The following is a 16,007-nucleotide window of genomic DNA, read 5'->3' as shown; positions in this document are numbered from 1 at the left end:
GTGAGGTTCCAGGGAACGAGCCGCAGCCAACGGGGCCACTTCCCGGGTGTGTTCGCGCTGGCCAACGGACTCGCCAGGGACGGCAGGCTCTCCGAGGAGGAGTACCGGTTCTGGCGGGCGGGCAACGACTGGTACGACGCCGCCTACCCCGACCCGTCCGCCACCGACCCCGGCGTCTACGACCAGGACGTGAACCCCGGTGCCGTCGCCTGGTTCAAGACCACGGCCGTGCACCTCATCGACCGGGTGGCCGGTTACCTGGACCTCCTGGCGGCCCACGGAGTGGCGTGCGAGCGCGTGGAGTCGTCGTCCCCGGGGCGGATCGTCTACGAAGACGACGTACAGGTCGTGGTCGTCCCGTGGGGGACGGAGCCGCCGCACCGGTCCGCCGGCGGAATACCCGCGGAGTGACGCGGTTGTAAGACGACATGACCACCGACACGACGCACGATACGGACCGCTCGTTCCTCTTCGTCCTCGGCAGCTCCCGCCCGGACGGCAACACCGAGATCCTCGCGAGAGCCGCCGCCGAGCAACTGCCCGCCCGCACTCCCCAGCGCTGGGTGGACCTGTCCCAACTGCCGTTGCCCGACTTCCAGGACGGACGGCACGAGTCCGCCGGCTGGTCGACCGGAGAGACCGAGGAGATGCTGCGGCAGGCCACGCTGGAGGCCACCGACATCGTCATCGCCTCGCCCCTGTACTGGTACACCCTCTCCGCGCACACCAAGAGGTACCTGGACTACTGGTCGGGCTGGCTGGTGGCGCCCGGCTCCGACTTCAAGGAGCGGATGGCCGGCCGGACCCTGTGGGGAGTGACGGTCATGGCGCACCGGGAGGAGGTCGTCGCCGACGGCCTCGTGACCAGCCTCCACAACTCGGCCGCCTACATGGGGATGCGGTTCGGCGGGGTGCTGTTCGGCAACGGTTCCCGGCCCGGACAGGTGCGGAACGACGAGCGGGCGCTGATACGCGCCAAGACCTTCTTCCAGCATGAGGCCCCGCTCGCCCGGTTCCCCTACGAGGAGGAGGCCGGGGAGCGGTAGCCCCGTGCTGGAGCGGCGGAGTGGCGGTGCGTCAGGCAGCGCTACACCCGCCGAGGACCGGGGCCGAGGTGTTGCCGTTGGTCATGACGGTGAAGCCGAAGCTGGTCGAGGCTCCGGCCGCCAGGCTGCCGTTGCCGTTCGGCCTCATCGTCATGACGTTGCCGCTACTGTCCCAACTGGGGGTGCCGTTCCAGGTGGCGGAGACCTTCTGCGGCGGCGTCACCGTGACCGTGGTGGTCCAGCCGGTGATCGGTGCGGCGCCCGCGGTCACGGTCACCTGGCCGTTGAAGCCGCCGTTCCACTGCGCCGTCCTGGTGTACGACACGGAGCAGGTGGCGCCTCCGCCTCCGCCGCCTCCGCCGCTGCCTCCGAGCGCGGCCAGCACGGCGTGGTACGCGGGCTTCTTGGCGTAGTTGCCGTCGAAGAGCAGCGGCGTGCCGCTGCTGCGCCAGGAGTACTTGTCGGTGACGCCCCAGACGGTGATGCCGGTGCAGCGCGAGACGGCCAGGCACGCCTTGACGACGTTGCCGTAGCTCGTGGCCTGGGCGGTGCCCGAACCCTCGATGTCGAGCTCCGTGATCTGGACGTCGACGCCGAGGTCGGCGAAGCGCTGGAGGTTCGCCTGGTAATCGGCGGGCACCGGCGACGCACTGTTGAAGTGCGACTGGAAGCCCACGCAGTCGATCGGTACGCCACGCGCCTTGAAGTCCCTGACCATGGCGTAGACCGCGTTGCTCTTCGCGTTGACGCCGTCGGTGTTGTAGTCGTTGTAGCAGAGCTTGGCGCCGGGGTCGGCGGCACGGGCCGTGCGGAACGCCTCCTCGATGTACCCGTTGCCGAGCTTGTCCTGGAAGGGCGAGCTCCGCCGGGCGCCGCTGCTGCCGTCCTGGAACGCCTCGTTGACCACGTCCCAGGCGACGACCTTGCCCTTGTAGTGCTGCATGACGCGGGTGATGTGGTTGTTCATCGCCGACCGCAGGTCGGCGGTGCCCAGACCGCCGACCCAGCCGGGCAGCTGCGAGTGCCACACCAGGGTGTGGCCGCGGACCGTCATGCCCCTGCCCAGGGCGTGGTTGACGATCCGGTCGGCGGAGGTGAACGTGAACGAGTTGCGGGTGCCCTCCAGGGCGTCCCACTTCATCTCGTTCTCGGGCGTGACCGAGTTGAACTCGGTGTTGAGCGTGGAGACGTACGGCGTTTCTCCCAGGTACTGCGCCGACACGGCGGCCCCGAAGTAGCGGCCCTTGGCGGACGCCGCCGACGCGAGGGTGCTCGCGGCCTCGGCCGTGCCGGACAGGGCGGTCACGCCCGCCGCGGCGAGCAGGAAGGCCGTACCGGCGGTGAGTAAGCGGCGCGCCCGGAAGCGCCGGCCCGGGCGCGCGGATGCGGATACGGGTGCGGATACGGGTGTCGAGGCGGGTTCGGGGCTCACGGAGGTACGCATGACCATGTCGTGGTCCTCTTCTGGCGGTGCCGGACGACCGGAGGGCCGTCCGGACGGCTGATGGGGCGGCTGCCGTTCGTCGACAGACATGCCGTGCAGGGCGCCCCGCCGAATGGCGCGTGCGTCGGCATGCACTCCCTGTTTCGAAGCGGCATTCCGGCTTCGAAACTTTCGGAACTTCTTCCGAAGGTTGGCCAGACCATACGGCCGCCGCTCCGGACGGTCAACCGCCGGGACGAGAGTGCCTCGCCTCAGGCCGAGGCCCCTCCGGGCGTCGGCGGCGCGGTGCTCTTGCGCACCACCAGCTTGGTGGCCAGCTCCATCCGCAGCGCGGCCTTCCCGGGGTCGCGCGGACGCAGCAGCATCTGCGCCGCCTCCTCGGCCATCTGCCGCAGCGGCTGATGGACCGTCGTCAGGGCCGGGCTCGACCACTGGGCGAGCGGGACGTCGTCGTACCCGACGACCGACAGGTCCCCCGGGACGCTCAGGCCCTTCATGCGTGCCGCCTCCAGCACCCCCAGCGCCTGGAGATCGCTGCCGGCGAAGATCGCGGTGGGCCGGTCCGGCCCGTCGAGCAACTCCATGGCGTGCGAGAAGCCGCCTTGGACGTGGAAGTCGCCGAACCGCACGTGGCGCGGGTCGACCGCCAGGCCGGCCACCGTCATGGCGGAGCGGAAGCCGTCGAGCCGCGCCAGCGAGCACATCATGTCCTCGGGCCCTGTGATGATGGCGATGCGCTCGTGCCCCTGGTCGATGAGGTGCCGGGTCGCGGCCATGCCGCCCGACCAGTTGGCGGAGCCGACGGAGGGCACGTCCGGCTCGGGATCACCGGCCGGATCGATGATGACGAACGGGATCGCACGGGACCTGAGCTGCTTCTTGACGGCGTCGGGCAAGGTCGAGAAGACGAGCACGACGCCGAGCGGGCGGCGCCGCAGGACTCCCTCGACCCAGTCGGGCCCGGGGGAGTGACGGGTGCCGCTCTCGGTGAGGACGACTCCGGCGTTGTGCTGTTTCGCGACGTTCTCGACCCCGCGGATGAGCTCCATCGCCCAGATGCTCTCCAGCTCGTGGAAGACCAGCTCGATCAGCGGCGCGTGGGGTGTGCCCTGCGCGCGCCGCCGGTAGCCGTGGGTGACCAGGAGCCGCTCGACCTTGGTGCGGGTTGGGAGGGAGACGTCCGAGCGGCCGTTGAGGACTTTCGAAACCGTCGAGAGAGAGACACTGGCCTGCTCGGCCACCTCCGCCAGGGTGACCCGGCCGTCCGCACCGTCGTCATCACGCATGCCCGAAGGATAGGGCACCTCCGCCGGCCGGTGGTTCGGCCCTGCCGTCGCCCCCGTTGACGGCCGCGGGAGGCTGCCCTACTGTCCAGGACTCGCAGCGACTTTCGCTCATATGCCAGAAACTTTCGAGAGGCCAGGCGATGAAGACACGTGCGCGACACTCCCCCCGTATGCTCGCGGCCGGCGTGACCCTGGCCATGGCCCTGAGCCTCGCGGCCTGCGGGGGCGGCGCCGGCGAGGCGTCGTCCGGCGAGGGCGAGTTCCACGTCCTGGTCTACGGAGACGCCACCAACAAGGTCGAGAAGCGGCTGGTCGACGAGTTCAACAAGACGTCGAAGGTCAAGGCCGTCCTGGACACCATCCCGGGCGCCGACTACCAGCAGAAGCTGCAGACCGTCATCAGCACTCCGCAGGCCCCGGACGTCTTCTTCCACTGGGGCGGCGGCAGCATCGCACCGTACGTCAAGGCCGACCTGCTGCTGCCCCTGGACGAGTTCACCGAGAACGACCCGCGCCTGCTGTCCCGGTTCCTGCCGTCCGTCTTCAACACCGCCGTCATCGACGGCACGCCGTACGGCATCCCCATGCGCGGTACACAGCCGGTCCTGCTGTTCCACAACAAGCAGGTGCTGGCCGACGCAGGCATCCAGCCGCCCCGCACCTGGGACGAGCTGCTCGCCGCGGTGAAGACCCTGAAGGCGCGGGGCGTCACGCCGATCGCGCTCGGCGGCGGCGACAAGTGGCCGACCCTCATGTGGTTCGAGTACCTCTACGACCGCATCGCGGGCCCCGAGCTGTTCCAGAAGGCGCTGGAGGGCGACAAGAGCGTCTGGGAGAGCGCCGACAGCAGGAAGGCCCTGCGCACGCTCCAGGAGCTCGTCGACGCCGGCGCCTTCGGCTCCAACGCCGACTCGGTGAAGTTCACCGACGGCGGTTCCCCCGCCCTCCTGGCGAGTGGCAAGGCGGGCTTCGAGCTGATGGGCTCGTGGGCGTACGCGACCCACCAGGACACCGACAAGGAGTTCGCCGAGAAGCACCTCGGCTACACCGCCTTCCCCGCCGTCCCGGGCGGCAAGGGCGACCAGGCCAACCTCGTCGGCAACACCAACAACTTCTACTCGGTGCTGAAGAAGACCAAGCACCCCGAGGCCATAGCGGAGTTCCTGAAGCTGATGCACTCCGACACCTTCGTCAAGGAACAGCTCGCCGTCGGAAACCTGCCCACCACCACCAACACCGAGAAGTTCCTCGGCACCGCCGCCAACCCGGCGTACTCCCGCTACCAGTTCGACCTGGTCAAGAAGGCGCCCTCGTTCCAGCTGTCCTGGGACCAGGCCTACCCGCCGGCCGCCATCACGCCCATCCACCAGGCCGTGCAGAGCTTCCTCAACGGCCGGATCGACGCGGACGGCTTCATCAAGGCCATGCAGGCCCTCCCGACGGTCTGACCCCGAACCGACATGACCCCACGGCCCCAGGCGACCCGGACGGGCCGCCCCGGCTTCGGCTGGGCGCTCCCCGCCACCGTGTTCTTCGCCCTCTTCGCGCTCGTCCCCCTCCTCATGGTCGCCGTCCTGTCCTTCACGACCTGGAACGGCCTCGGACCGCCCGAGTTCGCCGGCACGGCGAACTGGACCAGGGTCTTCGACGACCCCGTCATGATCGAGAGCATCTGGCTCAGCCTCCTGCTCACCGCGCTCGGCATGGCGGTCCAGACCCCGCTGAGCATCCTGCTCGGCGTCTGGGCCGCGGGACACCAGCGCAACCGCGCGGTGCTGTCGGCCGTCTACTTCGTCCCGCTGCTGCTCTCCACCACCGCCGTCTCGGTGCTGTGGCGCGCGGTGCTCGACCCGAACTTCGGGGTGCCCTCGCGCGCCACCTGGCTCTTCGGCGACGGCAACCTCTTCGGAGGGCAGGCCACCGCCATCGGCGTCCTGGCGTTCGTCTCCACCTGGCAGTTCACGCCGTTCCACACCCTGATCTACCAGGGCGCCGCCCGGGCCATCCCGCCCGTCCTCTACCAGGCCGCGCTCATCGACGGCGCCGGGCGCTACCGCCGGTTCTTCCACATCACCCTGCCCCAGCTGCGCAACGCGATGATCACCTCGGTGGTCCTCATGGTCGTCGGCGGCCTCACCACCTTCGAGACCGTCCTCATCCTGACCCAGGGCGGTCCCGGCACCGACACCACCATCAGCGCCTACTACATGTACCAAAAGGCGTTCAAGGGCTTCGACTTCGGCGCCGGATCGGCCGTCGCCCTGGTCCTCGTCGCCGCGGCGACCGCCGTCTCGCTGGTCGTGGTGCGGGCTTCCGGCTACGACAGGATGCGCAGCTCCACGGAGGGCCTCTGATGAAGCCACGACCCCATTACCTCGCGGGCGCGGGCTCCCTGCTCTGGCTGTTCCTCGTCGGCCTCCCGCTGTACGTGATGCTCACGGCCACGGTCCGCTCCCGATCCGACTACGCCCGCAACGGCCCACTGGCCCTTCCCGAGACCCTCACCCTCGACAACTACCGCGGCGCCCTCACCGGCGGCTTCGGGCAGTACTTCCTCAACACGCTCCTCGTCACCGCCGCCGTGGTCGGCCTGGTGCTGCTGCTCGTGCCGCCGCTGGCGTACGCGATCGTGCGCGGCGGTGGCCGGATCACCTCCGGCGCCTTCCGGCTCTTCCTGCTCGGCCTGGCCATCCCGGCACAGGCCGTGATCGTCCCGATGTTCTACCTCATCAGCCAGGCCGGTCTGTACGACAACCTCGTCGGCGTCGTCCTGCCCACCGCGGCGTTCTGCCTGCCGGTCTCCGCGCTCGTCCTCAGCGGCGCCATGCGGGACATCCCGCCCGAGCTGTACGAGGCCATGGCCGTGGACGGTGCCTCGCCGCGCCGGATGTTCTTCCGGCTCGTGCTGCCCCTCTCCAAGGGCGGCCTGTCCACGATCGTGGTGTTCTCCGCCCTCCAGGCGTGGAACGGCTTCCTGTTCCCGCTCGTCCTGACCCAGTCCGACTCCACCAAGCTGATCACACTCGGTCTGTACGACTTCCAGACCGAGCACGGCGTCGACATCCCCGGACTGCTGGCCGCCGTGGTCCTGTCCATGCTGCCCGTCCTGCTCGTCTACCTGTTCGCCCGTCGCGCCCTGGTGCAGGGCCTGATGGGTGTGGGAGGAAAGTGACCACCAACCCGGCCGACACGGCCGAAGCCCAGCTGCCGTCCGCGGCCCCCGTTCCGGACGCCCCCGTTCCGAACGCCTCTGCCCCGTCCGGCCCTGCCCCGTCCGGCCCTGCCCTGTCCGGCCCTGCCCCGTCCGGCCCCGCCCAGGACATCGACACCCGCGTCTCCGCCCTCATCTCCGCGATGACCCTTGAGGAGAAGACCGCCCAGCTCTTCGGGGTATGGGTCGGGGCCTCGGACCAGGGCGGCGAAGTCGCCCCCCACCAGCACGACATGGAGGAGCCCGCCGACCTCGACACCCTCCTGCCCGCCGGTCTCGGACAGCTCACCCGCCCCTTCGGGACCGCCCCCGTCGACCCCGCCCTCGGCGCCCTCTCCCTGATGCGCACCCAGCAGCGCATCGCCTCCGCGAACCGCTTCGGCATCCCCGCCCTCGCCCACGAGGAGTGCCTCGCCGGATTCGCCGCCTGGCAGGCCACCGCCTACCCCGTCCCCCTGTCCTGGGGAGCCACCTTCGACCCCGGCCTGATCCGCCGCATGGCGGCCGCCATCGGCGCCGACATGCGCTCCGTCGGCGTCCACCAGGGCCTCGCCCCCGTCCTCGACGTCGTACGGGACGCCCGCTGGGGCCGCGTCGAGGAGACCATCGGCGAGGACCCGTACCTCGTCGGCACCCTCGCCACCGCGTACGTCCAGGGCCTGGAGTCCGCCGGGATCGTCGCCACCCTCAAGCACTTCGCCGGCTACTCCGCCTCACGCGCCGGACGCAACCTCGCGCCCGTCGCCATGGGCCCGCGCGAGCGCGCCGACGTCGTACTCCCACCGTTCGAGATGGCCGTACGGGAGAGCGGGGCGCGCTCGGTCATGCACGCCTACACCGACACCGACGGCGTCCCCTCCGCGGCCGACGAAGCGCTGCTCACCGGGCTGCTGCGCGACACCTGGGGCTTCGACGGCACCGTCGTCGCCGACTACTTCGGCATCGCCTTCCTCAAGACCCTCCACGGGGTCGCCGGCAGCTGGGCCGACGCGGCGGCCACCGCCCTGCGCGCCGGTGTCGACGTCGAACTGCCCACCGTGAAGACCTTCGGCGCACCCCTCCGCGACGCAGTCGCCACCGGACGGGTGCCCGAGGAGCTGGTCGACCGGGCCCTGCGCCGGGTGCTCACCCAGAAGGCGCAACTCGGCCTGCTCGACGCCGACTGGAGCCCCGTCCCACCCGCGCTGGAGGGCGCCGACCTCGACGACCCGGCCGCACTGCGCGGCACGGTCGACCTCGACTCGCCCGCCAACCGGGAGCTGGCGGCGCGGATCGCCGACCAGGCGATCGTCCTCCTCGCCAACGACGGCACCCTGCCGCTGACCCCGTCCCCGTCCCGGCCGCGCACCATCGCCCTCGTGGGCCCCAACGCCGACGAGCCGACGGCCGTCCTCGGCTGCTACTCCTTCCCCGTCCACGTCGGTACGCAGCACCCCGGCACCCCGGCCGGTATCGAGCTGCCCACCCTGCGCGAGGCGCTGGAGCGCGAGTTCCCCGCCGCACGGATCGTCACCGCCCGCGGTGCGGACGTCGACGGCGACGACACCTCCGGCATCGCGGAGGCGGTACGCCTCGCCCGGGACGCCGACGTCGTCGTCGCGGCGCTCGGCGACCGCGCCGGGCTCTTCGGCCGTGGCACCAGCGGCGAGGGCTGCGACGCCGACTCGCTCGCCCTGCCCGGCGTACAGCAGGTGCTCCTCGACGCCCTCCTCGACACCGGGACGCCGGTCATCACCACGCTGCTGGCCGGGCGGCCGTACGCGCTGGGCCGCGCCGTGGCGGAATCGGCCGCGATCGTGCAGTCCTTCTTCCCCGGCGTGGCCGGTGCGACAGCGGTGGCGGGAGTGCTCAGCGGCCGGACCAACCCGTCGGGCCGACTGCCCGTCAGCGTCCCCCGCACGCCCGGCGCCCAGCCCTCCACCTACCTCGCCGCCCGCCTGGCCCAGGCCACCGAGGTGTCCAGCATCGACCCGACCGCCGCCTTCGCCTTCGGCCACGGCCTGTCGTACACCGCCTTCTCCTGGAGCGGCCTCACGGTCGTGCACGAGGAGACGGAGACGGACGGTGAGTTCGCGCTCGCCTTCACGGTCCGCAACGCGGGTGAGCGCGAGGGCACCGAGGTCGTCCAGCTGTATCTGCACGACCCGGTCGCGTCGGTCGTCCAGCCGGTGCAGCGCCTCATCGGGTACGCGCGCGTACCGCTGCGGCCGGGGGAGTCGCGCCGGCTGGAGGTGACGGTCCCGGCCGACCTGGCCTCCTTCACCGGCCGCGACGGACGGCGCGTCGTCGAGCCGGGCGAGCTGGAGCTGCGCCTGGCCGCCTCCAGCTCCGACCCCCGCCTGGTGGCGAGGGTCCGCCTCACCGGGGCCGCCCGGTACGTGGACCACACGCGGCGGTTCCACGCGCACATCGGTCCCGTCAGGCGAGCCCGTCCACGGGCAGGCGCATCAGCAGCACGTGGTAGGGGTCCCAGCGGGACATCGTGAAGTACACCTCCGCCCCGGTGGTCGCCGGGTGGAGGAACCCGCCGTAGAGGCCCGGGTGGTCCCGGCCGTCGACGACCACCCGCCCCTCGCTCCAGGGGCCCGTCGGGTGCGGGGCGGTACGCGCCACGATCGCGGCACGGGACTCGTCCAGGTGGAGCGCCAGCCACTGGCCCAGATGGGTGTTGTACTGCACCGACAGCTCACCCACGGGACCCCGCATGACCGGTACGGCGTCGGCCTGCGCGCCCACCCGCCAGCCGGTGGCGGTCCAGTACTCGTACGCCGCCGGCTCCAGCAGGCCCGCCGCCGTGGTCCGGGCCAGACGGGCGTCCCCGAACCGGCCGTTGGGCGTGCCGAAGAGGTAGACGTGCTCGCCCCACGGGACCAGCGCCCCCATCTGGAAGGCGCTGGTGCCGCCCGCGTTGTCCCACCGTGCCGTGGAGGGCCTGGTCCAGGTCCGGCCGCCGTCGTCGGACCAGGCCATGCCCGCGTGGTGCGTCACCCACCTGCCGGGCGGCCCCCAGGACCGTACGGACATGTAGTGCACGTAGTCCCGGCCCAGCGCGCTGACACCGGCCGTGGGGATCACGGTGACCTCGCCGACGGCGGGGTCACCGGGCAGGAACGGGGCCGCGTGGCCGGGCCGGTCGGTCACCATGGAGTCGATGAGCATGCCGTCGTCCAGTCGGCTGTCGGTGGAGTGCGCCAGCGTGTTGAAGCGCCAGTCGGCGGTGGCCGGCCCGGCGCCCTTGCCTCCCCAGCCCTCTCCGTAGGTGTCGCCGAAGGCGACCGCCACCCGGCCGAGGCTGTCCCGCCACAGCACGCCCAGGTCGGTGGCGTGCACGGCGAACCGGTCGCGGGTCCGGTTGACGTCCCCGTCCCCCTGGCCCGCCACCAGGGCCACGACCTCAGCCCGCGGCGCCGAAGCCGGCGCCGGGGCCGACGGCGCCTCGTGGTCCCGCGCCCGGTCGGCCGGGCGGGCGGTCCGTACCGACGCCCAGGCGGCCACCGGCATCAGCGCGAGACACACGGCGAGGGAGACACCCCACGCGGTACGCCGTCGTCGCGCCGTACGACGCTGTGCCGCGGCCGCTTCACGACGCCGCCTCACCGCGCGGAGTCCACGCGGCGGGGCCCGGCCGGGTGCCGCGCCAGGTGCAGTCCGACGACGGCGACCAGCACCGTCACGCACGCGGTGAAGATCAGTCCGGCCTGCTCGAGCCCGCGCCACATCGTCAGCGCGCCCACGCCCACCACGGGCAGCGAGATCCCGGCGTACGCCACGACGAAGAACGACGAGATCGTGCCGGCCCGCCGCGCGGCGGGCGCGGCGTTCCCGACCGCGGTCACCGCCGCCCGGAACGCGAGGCCCTGCCCGAACCCGCCGCAGACCGCGCCCGCCACCAGCAGCGGCATGGCCTTCACCCACAGGGACGCGCCGACGAGGAGCAGCCCCACCACCAGCACCAAACAGCCGAGCGGCGCGGCGGTGGCCAGGGTCAGCCGACCCGTCAGCGACTGCCCCACGGTCGAGGAGAGGAACACGGTGAACACCACCAGACCCGCGACGGCCAGATTGGTCACGCCCAGGGTCTGCGCCACGAAGCTCGGCGCGACCGCCGTGAACAGACCGAGGAGCGAGAAGCCCGCGAACGCGGCGAGCGCCGACGGCACGAACACCCCGCGCGTCTCGGGCGGTACGTACAGGCCCTGCGGTCTGAGGGGGGTCCGGCGGCGCGGATCGGCCACCGTCTCCGGCAGCAGCAGCACGAGGACGCAGGCGACCGCCACCAGCACCAGGTGGGCGACGAACGGCAGCCGGAGCGGCAGCGGGGCGTACTCGGCCAGCAGCCCGGCCAGCAGGGGGCCGCAGCCGAGGCCGCCCATGTTCGCGGCCGTCGCGGCGAATCCGGCGCGGGACTTCCGCCCCGCCGCGGCCAGCTCCATGACGGTCACCGTGCCGACACCGCTCAGCAGCCCGGCCGAGAAACCGGACAGCAGCCTGCCGGCGAAGAGCAGCGGTAGCCCGCCTTCGAGCAGGAAGCACACGGCGCTCGCCGCGGCGAGCCCCAGGGCGTACAGCAGGACGGGGCGGCGCCCGGCCCGGTCGGAGTGGTTGCCGGCGAGCAGGAGGGTGGCGATCACGCCCACCGCGTAGACGGCGAAGACGACCGTCACCATCAGCTCGGAGAAGCCCAGTTCCCTGCGGTACAGCCCGTACAGGGGTGTGGGCAGGGTCGTCCCCGCCATGCCGATGGCGAAGACGGCGGCGGCCGCCGGGTAGCCGAGGCGTCGTCGCCGGTTGCGGGGGGAGCTGCGCGCGGTCCGAGAGGACGTACCGGTCATACCGGTCACCCTAGGCACGTGAACCGGACGGTCAGGGAACGCCACAAGGCGGGTGAGGACGCCCGTCTCGCGGCTCTCGCCCGATCGGCGGTACGCGCCCGGGTCCAGGGCCCAGGGCCCCGCGCCCCGCGCCCGGCAAACTCGGATCAGTCCGGATCAGTCCGGATCAGGCCGCATCAGCGGTCCACGGCCAAGCGGCCTCGCGGCCCGCCTCGATGAGGCCCGCCATCCGGAACGCGGCGTCCGTGAGGCCGCCGAAGGTGTGGCGGTGCGGGCCCTTGAGTCCGTGGGCGGGCCGGTAGCCGGCCAGGTTCCACGTGTAGACCGGGATGTCCGCCGGGACCGGTTCGGTCGGCCCGCCCGGGTCGTAGGCGGCGGTCTGCTCGTCGGTGACGATCAGGACCCGGTCGTGCTCCCGGTAGTGCTTGCGCAACGCCTTCGCGGTGTAGGTGCCCCCCATGCTGCGGAACCGTTTCATCACATCCAGCACCGGCTCACCGCGCTCGAACGGCACCGCCGCGCTGCCCCAGCCGAACTCCACCAGATCCGCCTGCTCGGCCCGCATCGCCAGCGCGGCGCCGAAGACGGCCGCCGCGTCCGCCCGGGTCAGCGTGGACCGCTCGGAGACCGTGTCCCAGAACATCGAGTCGGACCGGTCCACCAGGATCAGCGTCCGCCCCGGCAGCGACGGCACGTTGGCAAGCGAGTGGCCCAGCGCCCGTTCCAGCGCGTCCGCCCAGCGCGGCGACGGCGCGTGCCGGTGCGCGGCGAGGTAGCGGAAGGGGAACTGCCGGGACCGGGCGACCTCGGCGGGGTCCGCGAGCCGCGCGGCGACCCGCGCCGCGACCTCGTCCGGTACTCCCGCCTCGTCGAAGTTGCGCAGGTTCCGCAGGAGTGCCATCGGGCCCATCGCGGGGATCACGGCCTCCCAGACGGCGGCGTCCATCGGCCCGTGGAGCCAGCCCGCCAGGGCCTCCCACGTCATGCCCGCCTCGGCCAGCCGCTCGGCGCCGTCCGGCCCGGTCACCACCGCCCGGCGCTCCTCCACCGGCATCTCCATCAGCGCCCGGTGCGCGGTCAGCAGTTGATCGGAGGCCGGCGGCACCGCCCGCTCCGGGTGGTGGCGGCGGTCCAGGGCGTACCGGAAGAGCGCTCCCTGCCAGGGCTTGCCCGGGTCGGGCGAGGCGTGCACCAGGTTGAGCACGTCGCCGAAGCGGAACCACTTGGACGCGGTGTCGTACTTGAGCAGGGACCGCGACGTGTACAGCCGGCGTACGGCGTCGGCGATGCCCCGCTTCACGGGCTGCGGCACGTTCCGCCCGTACGCCGTGAACCAGTGGGCGAGCAGCTTGCCGGGCTCGTCGGCGCGCTGGAGCACCGAGTCGATCACGGACCGGTTGGACGGGCCTCCGGTCGCCCCGGCCTCGAGCCGGGCCCGTACGTACGCGGCGGCTCCCACCAGGGACGCGGTACGCATGTTGCCCTCGCCGCGCAGCCAGCGCAGCAGGCCGGCCGTCCAGACGGGATCCTCGACGGCGAGTTCACCGACGAGCCGGGCGTACCGGTCGTCGCGTTCCCGGCCGCTCTCGTAAAAGGTCTCCTGGGACACGAAGTTGCCGACCGCGAGGAGGAAGAGCTCCTCGCGGGGCTCCCGGACCAAGGCCGGACCGCCCGGGTACGTGCGGAACTCCGGCTCCGGGGGCCTGTGGAGGTGCGGTGTCGGGGCGGGCATGGAGCGCGCGGCCGCCGCGACATGCGGCGCCACGAGCATCTCGGACCACATCTTCGAGACGCGTCGGGTGTAACGAGGCAGCGAATCCCCCCGGATCCAAAGAATGGTACGGCCCCGGCCACAGGGCCCGGCGGGCGAAGACGCCCGCGCCTGCCGAGATCAAAGGGGCGGCGGCGTCACTTGGTTGTCGAAAGAAGTAGCCGCAGCCGAGCGCATCGTCAGGCGCGGTCGCGACGCCAACCCTACAAGGGCCGCCGAGCCGCCCACCACCGATTAAGGCGGGAGCCCGGGGAGCGAGGGCCTCCTCCCGCCCTCGCAAGGTCGGGGGAGGGTCGGGGAAGGGGCTTCGCGGTCCGATCCCTTCCTGTCCCACTGTCAGACCTCCGTGGTCCACTGTCCTTGATCGGAGAACAACCATCGGGGGAGACACATCATGGGAACCCGTTCGTACGACGCACGGTACGTGGAGGTCCACCGGGCGGCGGTGGCCGCCATCGACCTCCTGCGTCGCCTGGCCGCCGAACAGAACGGGGGCGTCGCCCCTCCGCTGCCCGCTGATGCCGAGGTGGTGCACCGTCTGGGGGGTACGCCTCGCAACCGGTACCCCCGGTCGGTGGGCCGCCCCGAGTGGCTGGCCGAGGCATGGCGCCGCTGCGACCTGCCGGCGGACGCCCAGGTGCTCCACCCGACGCCTCCGGCCGACGGGCGCGAGGCACTCGAGCGCCTGCGGCATGACGTGGCGGAATTCCCGCTCACCGCCGGCCGCCGCTCCGCCCTCGATTACCGGCTGGCGACGGCGTACGAGGCCGGGACGCTCACGCCGGGCGACGTCGTCGAGGCGTACCCGGCGCGCTGGACGATGCCGGTCCCCATGGAGTCCGACCTCAGCCGGGCCCGTCGCGCCTTCGAACGGGAGGTGCGGAGGTACCTGACGACCACCCTGGGAACCGAGCCGACCGCCTGGCTCAAGCTGCTCACCACCGTCGACGACGCGTGCCGGCCCGGTGGCGCAGGCCCCGGCACCCGGCTCAGCTGGCCCGCCCTGGTACAGCGGTCCCAGGACACGGAGGCGGTCGACCCCGCCCGCCTGCTGCCCGACCGCCGGCCCACGGGCCGCAAGACCGAGGACCAGCTGTTCCACGGTCAGTGGTGGTGGCCGACGGGCGAGGTACTGCTGCGGTGCGGCGCCGACGTCCTGGACGCCCTGATGCCCGAACTGCCACCCGGTGCGGGCACTTCGCTGGCCCAGTACGTCGTCGCTCTCCGCCACGGCACGCCCAGGGCGGTCCTGGAGCACTTCCTGCGCAGGGGGGACCGTGAAGCCCTGCTGGTGATCGCCCGCGGGATCGACCTGACCCGGGGCACCGCGCTACGGCTCCTGGAGTACGGCGATCCGAAGATCCACCTCGCCGTCCTGGACAATCACTTCTACGTCTGCGCCGAGGAGCGCCGCCAGGCCCTCACCGACCCGGCGGTGCCGCTCGCACCGTACGTCGACCGCATCCCGTGGGGCGCGCTTCCCGACTGCCTCCACGCCATCGAGCCGGAACTCGTCGAGGCGGCGTTCGCGAGCACGCACCGGGCGTCGTTCAAAATGCCGGAGCAATTGACGGGCTGCCTCAACGTGCTGCGGCACGGGGGACCGGCCCGGCTGTCGGCCCTGCTCGCCACCGGATTCGTGGGCCCGGCGGTCACCCGCATCTGCGAGAAGGCGCTGGCCACCGCCGACCCGCTCGCGGCCCTCCGCGCCCGGGCGGACAAGGAGCTGACCACGCCGAAGCTCGCCTCGCGCCTGCGCCGCCTCGGCCCGCGGGCCGGCGCGCGCGCCGCGGACCGGCTGATGGAGCTCATCGCGGACCCCGACTGGGATTACCTGGAGGCGGAGCACGCCCGCGAGCCGTTCCGGTACTGGCCACAGATGGTGAACCGTCCCGGCACACCGCCCGACGTGGCGGCCCGCCACATCGACGCGATACGCGGCGACTACCGCAGGCACCGCTCCTACACCGCGAACTGGCTCGCGGACGGGGGCACGCTGTGGGCCGGACTGGGCTACAGCAGCGATCAGGAGAAGGAGACGGGCCCCCTCGAGGAGTTGCTCACGGAGGGGCTCGTCACCCCCGAGGACCTGCTGCGGCGGGTGGGCCGGGGCCCGTGCGTACTGCGCCACCTCGGCGACGCCCGGCACCGATCGGACGCCCCGCCGCAGATCGGCGAAGCGGTGGAGCAGCTCACGGCCCTGGTCCGTACGCACCTGCCGGTGACGGACGAAGCCGCCTGGCATCGGCTGTACCACCGACTGGCGGGTTGCGATCCGCGGCGCCCGGAGCTCGGCACGATCGAGGAGCTGCTGACCGCGGAATGCCGAAGCACCGGACACGACGCCGCGGTGGACGGAGATCTCGCGGGCTCTCCGGCCCCTGGGGACCGGCTCGCCCACGGCCTGCGATGAGGCC

12 protein-coding genes are annotated in these 16,007 nt (G+C 72.3%); 7 read left to right on the top strand and 5 right to left on the bottom strand.

The window, feature by feature from the left end:
• Both ACZ42X_RS00520 and ACZ42X_RS00515 read left to right on the top strand, forming a co-directional pair.
• Window positions 1–411 carry a hypothetical protein gene (locus tag ACZ42X_RS00520; RefSeq protein ID WP_468282463.1) on the top strand — a complete coding sequence of 137 codons (411 nt, stop codon included), beginning with the start codon at window positions 1–3 and terminating at the stop codon, window positions 409–411.
• Between the two features lie 17 nt (window positions 412–428).
• Window positions 429–1,046, top strand: coding sequence for a flavodoxin family protein (locus tag ACZ42X_RS00515; RefSeq protein ID WP_468282460.1), 618 nt, complete (start codon window positions 429–431; stop codon window positions 1,044–1,046).
• A gap of 31 nt (window positions 1,047–1,077) precedes the next feature.
• On the opposite strand, the gene ACZ42X_RS00510 is transcribed toward ACZ42X_RS00515, so the two are convergent.
• Window positions 1,078–2,490 carry a glycoside hydrolase family 10 protein gene (locus tag ACZ42X_RS00510; RefSeq protein WP_468282457.1) on the bottom strand — a complete coding sequence of 471 codons (1,413 nt, stop codon included), beginning with the start codon at window positions 2,488–2,490 and terminating at the stop codon, window positions 1,078–1,080.
• A 251-nt stretch (window positions 2,491–2,741) separates the two neighbouring features.
• Window positions 2,742–3,776: a LacI family DNA-binding transcriptional regulator gene (locus ACZ42X_RS00505; protein WP_468282454.1), complete on the bottom strand. Its 1,035-nt coding sequence runs from the start codon at window positions 3,774–3,776 to the stop codon at window positions 2,742–2,744.
• 140 nt (window positions 3,777–3,916) lie between these two features.
• Here ACZ42X_RS00505 and ACZ42X_RS00500 point away from each other — a divergent pair, with 140 nt between their 5' ends.
• The 4 genes from ACZ42X_RS00500 (at window position 3,917) to ACZ42X_RS00485 (ending at window position 9,473) form a co-directional block, all read left to right on the top strand.
• Window positions 3,917–5,224 (top strand): ABC transporter substrate-binding protein, encoded by a 1,308-nt coding sequence (locus ACZ42X_RS00500; RefSeq protein WP_468282451.1) that lies wholly within the window; start codon window positions 3,917–3,919, stop codon window positions 5,222–5,224.
• 12 nt (window positions 5,225–5,236) lie between these two features.
• On the top strand, window positions 5,237–6,130 hold the full coding sequence (locus ACZ42X_RS00495) for a carbohydrate ABC transporter permease (protein WP_468282447.1): 894 nt from the start codon (window positions 5,237–5,239) through the stop codon (window positions 6,128–6,130).
• The gene (locus ACZ42X_RS00490) at window positions 6,130–6,948 is read left to right on the top strand and encodes a carbohydrate ABC transporter permease (protein ID WP_468282444.1); all 819 of its coding nucleotides are present in this window, start codon (window positions 6,130–6,132) and stop codon (window positions 6,946–6,948) included. Before ACZ42X_RS00495 ends, ACZ42X_RS00490 begins: the two co-directional genes overlap by 1 nt.
• Window positions 6,949–7,061: 113 nt before the next feature.
• Window positions 7,062–9,473 (top strand): beta-xylosidase/alpha-l-arabinosidase, encoded by a 2,412-nt coding sequence (locus tag ACZ42X_RS00485; RefSeq protein WP_468284069.1) that lies wholly within the window; start codon window positions 7,062–7,064, stop codon window positions 9,471–9,473.
• Here the strand turns inward: ACZ42X_RS00485 and ACZ42X_RS00480 are convergent.
• The 3 genes from ACZ42X_RS00480 to ACZ42X_RS00470 all read right to left on the bottom strand — a co-directional run bounded on the left by ACZ42X_RS00480 (window position 9,406) and on the right by ACZ42X_RS00470 (window position 13,551).
• The gene (locus tag ACZ42X_RS00480) at window positions 9,406–10,503 is read right to left on the bottom strand and encodes a DUF4185 domain-containing protein (RefSeq protein WP_468282441.1); all 1,098 of its coding nucleotides are present in this window, start codon (window positions 10,501–10,503) and stop codon (window positions 9,406–9,408) included. The genes ACZ42X_RS00485 and ACZ42X_RS00480 overlap by 68 nt on opposite strands.
• A 77-nt stretch (window positions 10,504–10,580) precedes the next feature.
• Window positions 10,581–11,819, bottom strand: coding sequence for an MFS transporter (locus ACZ42X_RS00475; RefSeq protein ID WP_468282438.1), 1,239 nt, complete (start codon window positions 11,817–11,819; stop codon window positions 10,581–10,583).
• A 166-nt stretch (window positions 11,820–11,985) separates the two neighbouring features.
• The gene (locus ACZ42X_RS00470; RefSeq protein WP_468284067.1) at window positions 11,986–13,551 is read right to left on the bottom strand and encodes a TROVE domain-containing protein; all 1,566 of its coding nucleotides are present in this window, start codon (window positions 13,549–13,551) and stop codon (window positions 11,986–11,988) included.
• 433 nt (window positions 13,552–13,984) lie between these two features.
• Between ACZ42X_RS00470 and ACZ42X_RS00465 the strand changes: the two genes are divergently transcribed.
• Window positions 13,985–16,003 (top strand): hypothetical protein, encoded by a 2,019-nt coding sequence (locus ACZ42X_RS00465; protein ID WP_468282435.1) that lies wholly within the window; start codon window positions 13,985–13,987, stop codon window positions 16,001–16,003.
• Window positions 16,004–16,007 lie beyond the last annotated feature (4 nt).

Source organism: Streptomyces sp. NPDC030862, assembly GCF_055571835.1.
The sequence above is the reverse complement of the archived record's forward strand: the minus strand, read 5'-3'. Positions and strand labels throughout refer to the sequence as shown.